General features: G+C 64.9%; 13 protein-coding genes. 6 read left to right on the top strand and 7 right to left on the bottom strand.

Going from position 1 to position 14,325, the window contains the following annotated elements; all coding sequences use genetic code 11:
* Window positions 1–41: 41 nt before the first annotated feature.
* Both AC1C2O_RS11230 and AC1C2O_RS11225 read right to left on the bottom strand, forming a co-directional pair.
* Window positions 42–515, bottom strand: coding sequence for a MarR family winged helix-turn-helix transcriptional regulator (locus AC1C2O_RS11230; RefSeq protein WP_495430517.1), 474 nt, complete (start codon window positions 513–515; stop codon window positions 42–44).
* Between the two features lie 40 nt (window positions 516–555).
* Entirely contained in the window at window positions 556–2,025 is a 1,470-nt protein-coding gene (locus AC1C2O_RS11225) for a peptide MFS transporter (RefSeq protein WP_495430516.1), read from the bottom strand.
* A 58-nt stretch (window positions 2,026–2,083) separates the two neighbouring features.
* On the opposite strand from AC1C2O_RS11225, the gene AC1C2O_RS11220 reads away from it, so the two are divergent.
* The gene (locus AC1C2O_RS11220; RefSeq protein ID WP_495430515.1) at window positions 2,084–2,473 is read left to right on the top strand and encodes a hypothetical protein; all 390 of its coding nucleotides are present in this window, start codon (window positions 2,084–2,086) and stop codon (window positions 2,471–2,473) included.
* Window positions 2,474–2,492: 19 nt separating this feature from the next.
* Here the strand turns inward: AC1C2O_RS11220 and AC1C2O_RS11215 are convergent, their stop codons facing one another.
* Complete coding sequence (locus AC1C2O_RS11215) at window positions 2,493–3,932, bottom strand: MFS transporter (RefSeq protein WP_495430514.1); 1,440 nt, start codon at window positions 3,930–3,932, stop codon at window positions 2,493–2,495.
* Between the two features lie 74 nt (window positions 3,933–4,006).
* Window positions 4,007–5,044: a LacI family DNA-binding transcriptional regulator gene (locus AC1C2O_RS11210; protein ID WP_495430513.1), complete on the bottom strand. Its 1,038-nt coding sequence runs from the start codon at window positions 5,042–5,044 to the stop codon at window positions 4,007–4,009.
* A gap of 217 nt (window positions 5,045–5,261) precedes the next feature.
* Here AC1C2O_RS11210 and AC1C2O_RS11205 point away from each other — a divergent pair, with 217 nt between their 5' ends.
* The 3 genes from AC1C2O_RS11205 to AC1C2O_RS11195 all read left to right on the top strand — a co-directional run bounded on the left by AC1C2O_RS11205 (window position 5,262) and on the right by AC1C2O_RS11195 (window position 9,324).
* Window positions 5,262–7,031 (top strand): glycoside hydrolase family 35 protein, encoded by a 1,770-nt coding sequence (locus tag AC1C2O_RS11205; RefSeq protein WP_495430512.1) that lies wholly within the window; start codon window positions 5,262–5,264, stop codon window positions 7,029–7,031.
* Window positions 7,032–7,120: 89 nt separating this feature from the next.
* Window positions 7,121–8,458 (top strand): FAD-binding oxidoreductase, encoded by a 1,338-nt coding sequence (locus AC1C2O_RS11200; RefSeq protein WP_495430511.1) that lies wholly within the window; start codon window positions 7,121–7,123, stop codon window positions 8,456–8,458.
* Window positions 8,459–8,481: 23 nt separating this feature from the next.
* Window positions 8,482–9,324 carry a sigma-70 family RNA polymerase sigma factor gene (locus AC1C2O_RS11195; protein WP_495430510.1) on the top strand — a complete coding sequence of 281 codons (843 nt, stop codon included), beginning with the start codon at window positions 8,482–8,484 and terminating at the stop codon, window positions 9,322–9,324.
* Window positions 9,325–9,406: 82 nt separating this feature from the next.
* Here AC1C2O_RS11195 and AC1C2O_RS11190 read toward each other — a convergent pair whose 3' ends face one another.
* From AC1C2O_RS11190 to AC1C2O_RS11180, 3 genes are all read right to left on the bottom strand, one after another.
* Entirely contained in the window at window positions 9,407–10,330 is a 924-nt protein-coding gene (locus tag AC1C2O_RS11190; protein WP_495430509.1) for a carbohydrate ABC transporter permease, read from the bottom strand.
* A gap of 1 nt (window position 10,331) precedes the next feature.
* On the bottom strand, window positions 10,332–11,276 hold the full coding sequence (locus tag AC1C2O_RS11185) for a carbohydrate ABC transporter permease (RefSeq protein WP_495430508.1): 945 nt from the start codon (window positions 11,274–11,276) through the stop codon (window positions 10,332–10,334).
* A gap of 94 nt (window positions 11,277–11,370) precedes the next feature.
* Window positions 11,371–12,684, bottom strand: coding sequence for an ABC transporter substrate-binding protein (locus AC1C2O_RS11180; protein ID WP_495430507.1), 1,314 nt, complete (start codon window positions 12,682–12,684; stop codon window positions 11,371–11,373).
* 243 nt (window positions 12,685–12,927) lie between these two features.
* Between AC1C2O_RS11180 and AC1C2O_RS11175 the strand changes: the two genes are divergently transcribed.
* Window positions 12,928–13,617, top strand: a complete 690-nt coding sequence (locus AC1C2O_RS11175; protein WP_495430506.1) for a GNAT family N-acetyltransferase — start codon at window positions 12,928–12,930, stop codon at window positions 13,615–13,617.
* A gap of 67 nt (window positions 13,618–13,684) precedes the next feature.
* Window positions 13,685–14,311: a hypothetical protein gene (locus tag AC1C2O_RS11170; RefSeq protein ID WP_495430505.1), complete on the top strand. Its 627-nt coding sequence runs from the start codon at window positions 13,685–13,687 to the stop codon at window positions 14,309–14,311.
* Window positions 14,312–14,325: the final 14 nt, after the last annotated feature.

Raw genomic sequence — 14,325 nt, 5'->3', positions numbered from 1 at the left:
TTCGCGTGACGAAGGGTGACGACGCGCGAGACGTCGAGTGCTCAGAATGGGCCGAACTTCCGTTGCGGATCAAGCGCCTGCACGACGGGCTCGAGTGCATCTGCCAAGTGATCGAGTTGCTCGGGGCTGAGGTGATCGAGCACCAGTCGGTGCACTGTGGCGAAGTGATCGGGAGTCGCGAGCACGAGCCTGCGGCGACCCTGCTTGCTGATCTTGAGCAGCACGCTGCGACGGTCTTGTTCGCTGTCCTGGCGCTCGACGAGCTCACGCTGCTGCAGACGGCTGACCACTTTCGATGCGCGCGGGAGCGTCGCGTTCGTGGCTGCCGCAAGATCACTCAGACGCATGGCGCCGCTGCGCTGAAGAGTGGTGAGCAGGAGGAATTCGTAATGGGTGAGCTGCGCATCGCTCTGCAATTGCGCATCCAAGGCAGCGGGGAGCAGTTCAGCCGTGCTGATCAGCGCGAGCCAGGCGCGGGACTGCTTCGGCGTCATGCGAGTGATGGATGCAGACATGTTCTCCATTCTGTCGGGAACAGTTGTCGAGGCAAGTTAGTTACCGCACGCCCTTCATCAGGCGCAGCACCGGCTTGGCGGCGAGGAGCAGCAGGCCGCCGACCGCGATCGCGATGAGCCCGAGGGTGAGGAAGTACGGCACCTCGTCGGCATCGTTGTAGAACGTCGCGAGCTGCCCCGCCAGTGCGGTGCCGAGCGACACCGAAAGAAAGAACAGCGCCACCATCTGGGTGCGGAAGGCGTGCGGGGCGAGCTTCGTCGCCGCTGACAGGCCGACCGGCGAGAGCAGCAGCTCGGCGATGGTGAAGACGAACAGGATGCCGACAATCGCGAGCAGCGGCGTCGAGTTCGCGCCCCCGCCTGCGAACGGCAGGAACAGCAGGAACGCCACGCCCATGATGATCGCCCCGAGCGCGAACTTCACCGGCGTCGAGGGCTGTCGAGCGCCCATCCGTGTCCACAGCCAGGCGAAGACGCCGGAGAGCACGATGATGAACACCGGGTTGATCGACTGCACCCATACGACCGGCATCTCGAACCCGAACAGGTTCCGGTCCAGGCGCTTGTCGGAGTAGACGGTGAGCACTGTGAATTGCTGCTGGTACAGCGCCCAGAACGCCACCGAGGTGATGAACAGCGGCACGAAGCCCCAGACGCGACTGCGCTCCTCGCTGGTGATGCGGCGGCTGGAGAGGATGACCGCGAAGTAGGCGACGGTCGCGATGACGGCGATGATGATGACGATAAGGGCCAGGTTGTCGGCCTGGATCACGCCCACGAGCACGAGCACGACGATGGCGATCACCGCGACAGCGGCGACGATTGCGACCATCGGGTAGCGTCCGCGTGGCAGCGGGTTGGGCACTTCGCGTGCGGAATCCGGAAGCCCGCGGCGCCCGAACGAGTACTGAATGAGGCCGGCCGCCATACCGACTGCTGCGAGGCCGAAGCCCCAGTGGAATCCGAGCGACGTCTGCAGGAGCCCGGTGAGGAGTGGGCCGAGGAAGGCGCCGAGGTTGATGCCGAGGTAGAACAGCGAGAATCCGCCGTCGCGGCGGACGTCGCCTTCGGAATAGAGGGTGCCGACGACGGCTGTCGCGGTCGCCTTCAATCCGCCGGAGCCGATGGCGACGAGCACCAGGCCGACGCCGACCCCGACGAATCCGGGTAGCAAAGCAAGGGCGATGTGCCCGACCATGATGACGAACGCGCTGACGAAGAGCACGCGCTCGGCGCCCAGCATCCGATCTGCAATCCACGCGCCGAGGATCGTCGACAGGTACACGGCCCCGCCGTAGGCGCCGACGATGCCGGCGGCGACCGTCTCTGGCATCCCGAGACCGCCTTCAGCAGCGGAATAGTAGAGGTAGATGAGCAGGATGCCCTGCATGCCGTAGAAGCTGAACCGCTCCCACATCTCCACGCCGAAGAGATGCGCGAGGGCGCGAGGATGGCCGAAGAATCCGGTGTCTGATGCGGGAGAGTCGGCGTCTGGCCGCGGTTCGCTCATACCGGGAACGCTACCGGAGCAACCGTGCCGGGCGGCAGTGGCAAGGTACGCTCATCGGATGGATGACTGGACACCGCACCGCCGCGACGACGGCGAGCTGCTCGGCTGGATTCACCCCGCGGGAGATGACTGGGTTGCCGTCGACGTGCTCGGCCGTGCCGTTTCCGAACCGATTGAGTGGTTGGATGCCGAAGTTGCACTCGAGGCGCACGGTCTTGCCTGGCTGGCAGACCCGTGGATGCTGGACGGCGAGGCCGCCCGCCCGTTGCGCGTGCGCATGGTCGAGGTCACCCCCGCTCGGGGCGGTGTTCCAGGGCGCATCGTGGTGAAGATCGACGACTTTGGCGACATGACTCGCGATGCCGCCGAGCAGTTCATTCTGTCGTGGCCCCTACCCGCGCGCCTGCGCCCACCGCAACCCACCGACCCCGACCCCTTCACCCGCTAGACCCGCGAGGGCAGGGGCGCTAGGGCAGGGAGGGATGGCGTTCTACGGCGGGGGCCTTCGGAATGAACAGCGACAGAACCAGGGCGACGGCCCCGGCGATGATCGCGAGCCAGAAGCAGACGTCGAAGGCCTCACGGGTCGGTATTGATACCCCGTCGACCTTGACGCTCATCGAAGCGAGCACGCCGCCCATGACGGCTGAGGCGCTGGATGTTCCAACCGAGCGGAACAGGGCGTTGAGCCCGTTCGAGGCGCCGGTCTCATTGGCGGGCACCGAGCGCATGATGATCATCGGCATGGCGGCAAAGGTGAAGCCGATGCCGACGCCGATGATCGCGTTGGCGATCAGGATGTGCACCCACTCGGTCGACCAGATCAGCACGAAGACGTACGCCAGTACGATCGCGGCGGCGCCGGCGGTGAACAACGGGCGCGGCCCGACCGTGCGCTCCAACCAGCCAGACAGCGGTGAGATCACCATCATGACGAGGCCAGCTGGCATCACGATGAAAGCCGCTGTGACCATGTCGAGTCCGAAGCCGGAGCCAGTCTCGACGGGCAGCTCTAGCATCTGCGGGAACGTCACGTTCGACGAGAACAGCGCGAAGCCCATCCCGATCGCGGCGATGTTGGTGAACAGCACTGCGGGTCGTGCCGCGACGCGCAGATCAAGCAGCGGGTCCTTCGTCCGTAGCTGATACCAGCCCCACAGCAGCATCACGAGAACGCCGCCGATGATGAGTGCCAGGCCGATCGGTGAGGTCCACCCCCACTCCGCCCCGCGCGACACATACAGCAGCAGACCGCTGAGACCGACTGCGAGCCCGACGGCGCCAAGAACGTCGAGCCTGCCCGGGGAGAGCAGTACGTCCTCCGGGACGTACAAGATCACGAGCACGAGTCCGATGACGCCAAGCCCAGCGGCGAGCCAGAACAGAGAATGCCAGTCGGCGTTGAGTGCGAGGTAGGCCGCAAGCGGCATTCCGAGTGCTCCGCCGACGCCCATGGTCGCGCTCATCAGTGCGACCGCGGTTCCCAAGCGGTTCGATGGCAAGATGTCGCGCATGATCGCAATGCCGAGTGGAATGACGCCGGTGACCGCGCCCTGAAAAGCACGACCGATGATCACGCCGATGATGGAGGTGGAAAGCGCTGCGATCACTGAGCCGATGATCAACAGCGCCATCAGCACGACTATGACGCGGCGCTTGCCGTACATATCGCCTAGGCGCCCCGATATCGGGGTGGCAATCGCAGCGACAAGCAACGTGATCGTGACGACCCATGTGGTGTCTTCGCGGGAGGCGTTCAGCAGCGTCGGCAGCTCTGCCTGGAGCGGTACGACCAGGGTGAACATGAACGATGAGACCAGGCCGGTGAACGCGAGCACTGCGACGGTGAGTCCACGATTCGGACGACGTGAGAGCCGCTTTCTGGCTCTTTCGTCGTCGTCTCCCATCACGCCAGGCTATCGGTGCCGCGATGGGGTGAGGGCCACAGGCTCTGTTCTTCCCGCCTTACCGCGGTCAAGATTCAGTCTTGATGCAGCGTCGGAGGTGCAGTGGAAGAGCGCAGAATCAGCGTCGGCTCGACGCGCGGCACAACTCCCTCTGGCTCGGTGCCTTCGATTTCCGCGATGACGCGCCGCGCGGCCGCCGCACCGACTTCTTCGAATGGCTGCCGAACCGTCGTCAGCGCGGGGGAGGCATAGGCCGCCAGCGCGATGTCGTCGACGCTCACGATTGAGACATCTTCCGGCACGCGGCGACCGGCCTCGTGCAGGGCACGGATGACGCCGAACGCCATCTCATCGCTGCTCACGAAGACCGCAGTGGCCCCGGGGATGGCCGCGATCGTGCGGCCGGCGCGGTAACCGGATTCGCTGGTCCAGTCGGCGGGGATGACGGGCGGAGGCTCGATGCCATGCTCTCGCAGCACGCGCTCCCACGTCTCGCGGCGCTGAACGCTTTCTGTCCAGTACTCGTCACCCGAGACATGCCAGACGGTCTCATGGCCGAGATCAAGCAGATGCTCGACCGCGAGACGTGCGACCTCGGTCTGGTCGACTGCGAATGCGGCGTCTTCCTCGGGGGAGACGCGCACGTTGCGGGTCGAGGGTGTGCGTTCTGTTCGCGCTCGCATCCCTGGGTGGTCAAGCGACACCGGCACGCCAAGGATGATGCCCTCGGCGCCCTGTCGCTCAAGACGATCGAATGCCTCCAGGATGTCTTCGATCGTGGCGTGATCTGAGACGGATGCCGTGGTCACGGTGAAGTTGTTGTCAGCGGCCACACGCTCGATGCCGACACCGAGGGCGGCCGTCGAATAGCGGTTCGTGCTCAGCACGATGACTCCGAGAATACGGGTGCGGCCGGAGGCGAGTGACGCGGCGGCGGCGTGCACGCGGTAACCGAGATCTTCCACCGCGTTGAGCACTTTCCGGGCAGTCTCTGGGCGTACGTTGCTCTGTCCAGACATGACGCGTGACACTGTTTGCGCTGAAACACCCGCGACACGGGCGACATCGTTCTGATTGGGAGCGCGATCAACGGGAGCCCGGCGGGGAGACATGCCTTCCATGCTAGTGATCACGAGGCTTCAAGGCGAGGTTCAATTCCGCAGATGATGCAATAATGTGAACGCAAACAGTTTTTGTCATGCCAGACTGCGCAGTGACGCCTCTCGGGACGAAAGAGCTCTCCAGATGTGTCGTGCGCGGACGTGCAGGACAGGCATCCATTCGCTCTTGGGAACACCCTGGAGTGAGATAGTCACGCAGGAGTCCCTGATGAACAGCACATTCTCGTCCTCCCCGGGAGTCGACCCGGCGATCACGTGGCGGGACGGACAGCTCATCCGCGATGGTCGTCCGCACCGCATCCTCGCCGGTGCAATGCACTACTTCCGCATCCACCCAGGCCAGTGGGAAGACCGCCTGCGTCGCCTCGCCGCTATGGGCGCAAACACTGTTGACACCTACGTGGCATGGAACTTTCACGAGCGGATCGAAGGTGAGCCCCGTTTCGATGGCTGGCGCGACCTTGAAGCATTCATCCGTTTGGCTGGCGAGGTGGGGCTGGACGTCTTCCTCCGCCCCAGCCCCTACATCTGCGCCGAGTGGTCGAACGGCGGTCTGCCGCACTGGCTGACCGGGCGCGTGAGCGCGCTGCGCACTAGCGACCCCGAATACCTCGCAGCCGTCGACCGCTGGTACGACGAGCTGATCCCGCGGATGGTTCCGCTGCAGGCGGCATACGGTGGCCCCATCGTGGCAGTGCAGATCGAGAACGAGTACGGCTCGTTTGGCAGCGATCACGCATACATCGAGCACCAGCGCGATGCGCTGCTCTCGCGGGGAATCGTCGAACTGCTGACCACGGCTGATGGCATCACCACAGACATGATCACGCACGGCTCGATCGAAGGTGCGCTGCCCACCTTCACCTTCGGCACCGGCGTTGCGACGGCCGAGGAGCTGCGCAAGCCGAACGATGCGCTGATGTGCAGTGAGCTGTGGGGCGGATGGTTCGACCATTGGGGCGAGCAGCACCACGTGCGATCGGCCGAGAGTATGGTCGGCACCGTCAATGAGCTGCTTGCGGCCGGCGGCTCCGTCAGCATCTACATGGCGCACGGTGGCACGAACTTCGGGCTCTGGAACGGCGCCAACTACGACGTTGCACTCCAGCCGACCATCACCAGCTACGACTCGGATGCACCGATCGGCGAGGCAGGTGCGCTGAATGACAAGTTCGAGGCGCTGCGCGCTGCGTTCGCTCCGTTCCACGATGGTGAGCTGCCTGAACGTCCGGCACCCGTGCCGGTTCAACCCGCCCAGACGGTCGCACTGAATCCGGTGATCTCACTGCGCGCCCTGGCCGAGACCCTTCCCGTCGTCGGTGAGGCGACCGCGATGCCGCAGACCTTCGAACAGCTCGGTGTCGAGGACGGCATCGTCGTCTACCAGGCGCAGATCGACGTCCCCGCTGATGCGACGGTGAATGTCGACGGGCTCCACGATCGTGCGACGGTGTTCATCGACGATGAGCGCCTCGGCACGCTCGAGCGCGACGGTCAGCTCTCCCTGACGCTCCCCGGCGGTGCCCGCAAGGCCCAGCTGACGATTGTGGTCGAAAGCCTTGGGCGCATCAACTACGGGCCCTACACCGGTGAGGGCAAGGGCATCATGCGCGGGGTGCGGATCAACAACCGTCGCTACGTGCATGGGTGGTCGCACCGTGCGTTGCCTCTCGACGCCCCGATCGCCACCGGTGCTCCCGCCGCTGACGGCGTCGCGCACGCGTCGATCGAGGTCGAGACTCCGGCGGATGCCTGGCTCGCGTTCCCTGGCGGGGCCAAGGGTATGGTCTGGTTGAACGGCTTCCTGCTCGGTCGCTACTGGAAGGTCGGCCCGCAGGAGACGCTTTACGCACCGGCGCCCCTGTGGAAGACCGGAGCCAACGAGATCGTCGTGCTTGACACCGACGGCCTCGGCTCCACAGTCGAAGTCCGCGAGCAGCCGAACTTCGGTCAGACCGAGGAGTTCATCGGCTCCTGACGCCGATTTTCTCCGATCGGTCACACGTTTGGCATTCGGGTCGTCTCCTTCATGAACCGCCATACCGGCGGACATCTAAAGGAGACCCCATGCCTGCGACACTCGACGACCTGCTTGAGGATTTCACCGGCACAATCATCACACCCGATTCGCCGGACTATGCCAAGGCGGCGCGCGCGGCGCTCACGTTTGCCGCTCCGGCACTGGTTCTGCGTCCGTCCGATATCGCTGACGTCCAGCGCGCGGTGCGCCTTGCCGCGGCATCCGATCTTCCGCTCGTCGTGCGCGGGGGCGGCCATTCTGCCGCCGGCCTCAGCACCGTCGACGGTGGCATCGTCATCGACCTCGGCGCATTCGACTCCGTGGAGCTTCTCGACGAACGACGAGTGAAGGTCGGCGGCGGAGCCCGCTGGCAGCAGGTCGCAGACGCGCTAGCACCCCAAGGGCTGGTGATCTCGTCCGGAGACACCGCAGATGTCGGCGTCGGCGGGCTGACCCTCTCCGGCGGAATCGGATGGCTTGTGCGCCGGCACGGCCTCACCCTCGATCATCTCCGCGCAGCCGAGGTGGTGACCGCGGCGGGCGAGGTGATCGTCGTCGACGAGACACATCACGCCGAGCTGTTCTGGGCCTTGCGCGGTGGCGGTGGCGCATACGGCATCGTGACGGACTTCGAGTTCGAGGCGCAACCCGCCCCGATGTTTACGTTCGCCTCGCTCACGTTCCCGGCCGATCGGGCAGAGCAGATTGTTCCTGCGTGGTCGCGTTTCATGCGCACCGCATCGAAGGAGATCAGTTCGACCATGGTTCTGGCGAACCCTTTCGCCGGCGGGCTCGATGCGCCCATTGAGGTGACGTTCGCGAGGTGCGACGCCGGTGCCATCGATGGCGCGCTGGCCGTGCTTTCGCAGGCTGGTGCGCCGTTATCGGAGGACGTTCGACAGCTTCCCTATCGGGACATCTTGCACCCCGGTGTCGAGTTTCCCCCGGGCATGCGAGTTGCGTTGCGAAGCGGATTCATCGGCGCTGAGTCAGCGGATGCCGCGGCCGAGACCATAGCGCGAGTGGCGAGCGAGACGCAGCCGGCGTCGATCGTGCTGCACAGCCTTGGCGGGGCCTTCGGTGAGACACCATCCGACGCCACGGCCTTCGCGCATCGTCACGCAGAACTCATGGTGAGCACCTTCGCTGTTGCTCCAGACGCGGCCTATGGGGATCTGCGCACACGGTTGGACCACGTGTGGAGCGTGCTCGCCCCGTTCACCGATGGTGCCTACGCGAACTCTTTGGATGGAACGGCGGCGGATGCCGTGGCATCCGTGTTTCCAGAATCGACCCGGCGCCGATTGGCCGACGTCAAGAACACCTATGACCCGTCAAATCTGTTCTCGCGGACCTTCGCGCCTGACCCGGAATCCGCACGGTAACCTCGCAGGACAGGAGAGAGACTATGAGTGATTCCACCGCGCTCGCGGCAGAGTTCGACAGCCATCGCCGGTATCTCACGACGGTCGCTTACCGGATGCTCGGCTCGCGGGCCGATGCCGAGGATGCTGTTCAGGAGTCGTGGTTCCGCCTCGAGCGCGCCGACGAGGTAATCGATGAGCAGCGTGCGTGGCTCACCAGAGTCGTGAGCAGGATCTGCCTTGATCAGCTCCGCTCCCGCACTCGTCGGCGGGAGAATCCGCTCGATGTCCTGCCTGATATCGAAGCGCCGCCCGAGGAGAACGGCCCAGCGGTGCGGGCCGAGACCATGGACCGCGTCGGCTACGCGCTCATGCTCGTGCTCGAGCAACTCCAGCCCGATGAGCGACTGGCGTACGTGCTGCACGACGTCTTCGGACTGCCATTCGACGACATCGCCGACGTCGTCGCCCGCACGCCACAGGCCACGCGCAAGCTGGCCAGTCGTGCACGCGAACGCGTCCGCGGTGCGGCTCCCACCTCACCGCAGGTGCGCGCGAGCAGGCAGGAGCAGCGGGTCGCCGTCGATGCGTTCCTCGCGGCCGCGAACAGCGGAGACTTCGCACGGCTCGTCAGTGTTTTGCATCCGGACGTCGAGTTCCGTGTTGATCGCGGGCCTGACGGGCTGCACATCGTGCGCGGGGCAGAGCAGGTCGCATCGCAGGCTGCGGAGTTCCATCGCTTCGCGCGTGACTACGAATTCGAGATCGTCGAGCTCGGCGACGGGTTCGGGGTGCTGGCCTCCGAGGGAGGCTCGCCGAGTTCTCTGCTTCTGCTGACCAGCGACGGCGGAGTCATCACCGACATGGAGACGCGGCTGCTCAGCTGACCAGCATCCGTCGGTGAAAGAAGCTGACAACGCAAGAAGGGCTCGCGACCGAAGTCGCGAGCCCTTCTTGCGTAGGGGGGGATCAGCCCTTGACCGCACCGGCGGCCAGGCCCGACTGCCAGAAGCGCTGCAGGCTGAAGAACAGGATGATCAGCGGGATGACGCCCAGCAGGGCGCCGAGCATGACCGCGCCCTTGTCAGGGGCGAAGTAGCTCATCATGCCGTAGAGGCCGAGGGTCACCGGCTTCAGCTCCGCGCTGGAAATCATCATCAAGGGCAACAGGAAGTTGTTCCAGGTCGCCACAAAGATGAACAGGAAGATCGTCACCATCGCCGGTGTCAGCAGACGCAGCACGATCGTGAAGAAGATTCGAGGCTCACTTGCGCCGTCGATGCGCGCGGCCTCAAGTAGCTCGGTCGGCACCGACGATTCGGCGTAGACCATTCCGAGGAAGACGCCGAACGGAGACACTGCCGAGGGGATGATGATCGCCCACATCGTGTTCGTGAGGCCCAGAGCGTGGAACTCCATGTACAACGGCACGGTGAGGAGGGCGACCGGCAGCAGGAGCCCCGCCATGATGATGCTCACGGCGATCTTCTTGCCGGGGAAGACGAACTTCGCGATCGCGTATCCCGCCATGATCGCGAACAGTGTGCCGATGACGCCCGCGACGCTCGAGTACAGAACCGAGTTGCCGACCCATCGCCAGAACATGCCCTGCGTCCAGCTCATGAGGCTGTCGTAGTTGGTGTCCAGGTTCCAGTTCGCGAACCAGAAGCCGAAGGTGTTGGTCAGATCGGCGTTGCTCTTCGTCGATGCCACGATGACCCAGTAGACCGGCATGAGGAAGTACAGCAGCGCAACGACGAGCGCGATGATTCCGACGGTCTTGGCGACCGGGCTGGGCGCTACGGAACGCGGCGGCATGTCGGCATCCGCAGCAGAAACCTTGCGCGGCTTGCGCTTTGTCGCGGGGGCGGTGATCAGTCTTGTGGTGCTCATGTCAGTTCGCCTTCTTGCGCTGTGCGAATGAGTAGATGACGGCGAGAGCACCGGCAATAACTGCCATCAGCAGGGAATAGGCGGATGCCGGACCGCTGCCAGAGGGGGAGATCTCACCCATCATCGAGTTGTAGGTCAGCATCATCGGCGTGTAGTCCAGGCCCATCCAGGAGTTCGCCCCCTCCATGATGACCGGCTCGTTGAAGAGCTGGACCGTGCCGATGATCGACAGCAGAATCGCGAGCAGAGCCGCGCCGCGCACCATCGGGACCTTGATCTTCGTGGCGATCTGGAAGCCGTTTGCTCCATCGAGGCGCGCTGCTTCGTACAACTCGCGCGGGATCGACTGGAGCGCGGCGAGGAAGATCAACATGTTGTACCCGGTGTAGGTCCAGGTGGTCATGTTGGCCATCGAGGCGAGGATCGTGGTCGGGGCCATGAAGTTCGTGCCTTCGGGCAGGAACTGCATGAACGGCGAGACCTCCGGGGTGTACATGTACAGCCAGATCATTGCCGCGATCACGCCGGGGATCGCGAACGGGAGGAAGAAGGCAAGGCGGAAGATCGCCGGGCGCCGCACAATGAAGGAATCCAGCAGCAGTGCGAGTGCGAGGGCGAGGATGATCATCACCGGGATCTGGAATGCGGCGTAGATGACGACGCGCCCCATACCGCCCCAGAAAGCACCGTTGGTTGCTGCGGCGATCAGCTGGTCGAAGCCGACGAAGGTGTCGACCAGCTCGCCTCCACCGAACAGTCCTTCGCCCGCGGGAACCTGCGCGAAGAACGCTGATCGCACCGAGATGACGATCGGGACCAGGAATACCACGATGAACAGGGCGGCGAACGGGGCCATGAAGAACCAGCCGTTGCGCGCTTCCTGTCGTGCGCGGAATCCCTTTCTCGTGCGCGGCCGTCGGCCGATGGTCTCAGCGGTAGTGGTCACAGCGTGATCTCACCTTTCGAAGTAAATAGGTCCGGCGGAGGACACATTATCGTCGTGTCCTCCGCCGGAACTGCGTGCTCAGAGAGCGGGGGAATTACTCGGCTACGGGCAAGCCGAGGTCAGTCAGCGCCTTGACCGCCGTGTTCTGGGCGGTGGTGAAGATGTCCGCGACCTGCGCGTCGCCTGAGACGACAGCCGCTGCCGTTTCGTTCATCGCCGAGAGGGTGGAGAATCCGGGCGCGTAGGGGAAGTCCGGGTTCATGTTGGCGGTGGCAGTGGCGAGCTCTTCGAGCACTTCCTGGCCGCCGAACTGGCGCAGCATCTTCTCGCTGGTCTCGGGCGTGCCCGCGGCAGCGACGACGAGACCCTGAGACGCGAGGTCATCGATCTGCGTGTTGAACCAGTTGTTGAACTCCATGGCCTCGGCCGGGTTCTCGCATCCCTTCAGGACTGCGACACCGGAGCCGCCGTCGGGGCCGGTCTGCTGGCCTGCACCGAAGTCGGGCAGCTGCGCGATGCGCCACTGGCCTTCGGCATCCGTGCCATCAAGCGAGTCGAGCAGGAAGCCCGCCTCCCAGGCGGCGCCGACGTGGCCGATGAGGCTGCCGTCGTTGAGGGCAATCGTGAAGGGCTCGCCCCAGCGGTCGGCCTTCAGAGTCTGGTTGGTGTCGAGCAGGTTCTGCCAGAACGCGGCGACGGTCTGCGAGCCTTCGCCCTCAGTGTCGACGACCCACTCGTCACCCTCGGTGGAGAACCAGGTGTCGCCGGCTGCAGCGGACTGCGCGGCGAGCCAGTGGGTGGCCTCGTCCGCCGAGAACGCGGTGAGGTACTTGCCAGCGGCTGCTGCCGTGGCCGACTCTGCCGTGAGCTCTTCGATCGTGGTCGGGGCCTCAAGGCCGAGGGCCTCGAACTCTGCCTCGTTGTAGAAGTAGACCAGCGGACCGACGTCCTGGGGCAGGCCGACGACGACATCGCCGACGCGCATGCCGGCGAAGGCGCCAGCGGAGAAGTTGTCCGCGTACTTCTCAGCCTCGGTCGTGACGTCTTCGAGGAGACCCTTCACGTAGAGCTGGGGAGCCTCGGAGTAGCCGACCTGGGCGAGGCACGGCGCGTTGCCGGCCTTCACATCGGTCTCAAGCTTGAGGATCATGTCAGTCGCGGCGCCATCGAACTTGGTCGTCTTGACCTGAATGTCGGGGTGCTCTTCGTTCCAGCGCTCAGTGATCTCAGCGACAGTGGCCATGTCTGCGCCATTGTCGAGGCGGTGCATGTACTCGATCGTGACCGCCTCGCCGGAGGCGTTGTCGCTTCCTGCGTCGCCTGCCGAGCTGCATGCTGCGAGACCGAACGCTGAGAGGGCGCCGACGGTGACGACGGCTGCGGTGCGCGTGATTCGTTTGGTTGCCATGAAGTGTTCTCCCCTTTGAGGGTCATGTGACTGACGGTCAGGACGGATGCTGTGAGACATCCGCGCCCGTGGAAACCATTAAACCCCGAAATGTTTGCGTTCACAACACTGGGATTCCTATGCCCGCCTGGGCAGTCAGGTATTGGTGTCGTGCGCAGACATTCGGCGGCTCATGCGGTGACTCTTCTCGCGGCGTGGCAATCGAGGTTTCCCACAGCGCTCAGTGAGGGGCAGACTGGGGGTGTGCGAAGCATCCGTGAACTCGACACCGTTGAACTCATCATCCAGGCGCAGTCGTTGCTTGACGCGATCCGCGGGCCGGAGCGCGTCATCGACGCTGGCACCCTACGCGCCCTCGAGCAGTCGGGAAACTACGTCGTAGGGCTCTTCGACGACGAGCCCGGCGAGGAAGAGATGGTCGGCGCGTCGATCGCCTTCTTCGGTGCTCCTGATCAGCGCACGATGCACTCGCACATCACGGCGCTGCTGCCTGAGTATCGGGGGCGGGGCTGGGGCCGTGAGCTCAAGGAGCACCAGCGGCAGTGGGCGTTCTCACGCGGCGTCGGCCAGATCACCTGGACGTTCGACCCGCTCGTCGCCCGCAATGCGCACTTCTTCCTTACTGTCCTCGGGGCCCGCGTAACCGGCTACTCGGTCAACAACTACGGCATCTTCGGCGGCGGGGACGCTGGCGATGAGAGTGACCGGCTCGATGTTCGCTGGGCGCTCGCAGATATCGCCAAGCCACCTGCCGAAGAGGTTGTCGTCGCGACGCTGGAGATTCCCTCCGGCATCGAAGGTATGCGCGAGACTGACCCCGCCGCTGCGCACGAATGGCGCCTGCGCCTGCGCGGCGAGATGGAGGAGTTGCTCGGCCGCGGTCTGCGCATCGCCGGCTTCGACGTCGCCCGGGGATATTTGTTCACTGAATGAGCCGGTACTCGCGCATGCCGGCGTCGTTCCGCGGATGCCGGCGTGGTGGTTCTGGTTTCATGTACGTATGACCTCCGAGGCAGAATTCACGCAGCACCCGGCCGGCACAGCCTGGCACCGCTGGGCACCGATCGGCCAGACCCTCGACACGTCCCGCGTTCCGGGCAGCGGCCCGGCACCCAGCATCGCGGCGTTCGAGCTCCTCCCGATCGAGCCGATGCTGGTGCCGGAGAAGCCCCGCCACGGCGAGATGGATGCCAGCGAGTGCGGGCACTGCAAGCCGTCGAAGCGCACGATCTGGCAGGACGACGAGTGGCAGGTGAACTCTGGTTTCGAGGGCGGCGTTGGACTGCCGTTCGTCGGGTCGATCTCGCCACGTCGCCACGTGAAACTTGAAGATGCGCCGATCGAGGTGCTCGCAGGGCTCGGACCCGTGCTGCAACGAGTATCAGAGGCGACCAAGGCGATCCCGGCTGTTGCCCGATGCCACTTCTCGCGCTGGAACGACGGCTCGGCGCACCTTCACCTGTGGGTGTACGCGCGCCCGGCCGGGATGATGCAGGGGCGCGGGGCGATCCTTCCGTACTGGGAGCAGTCGATGCCCGCGATGCCAGAAGCGATGATGAACGAGTACATCGACATCGTCGCGAAGTCTCTCGCGGCTGGCGGAGGAGAAGCGTTCCCGAACCGCTGAGCGCTTGTCCGAGG

Source organism: Microbacterium sp. Y355 (genome assembly GCF_059445345.1).
This window is presented reverse-complemented; position numbering and strand designations above follow the sequence as displayed.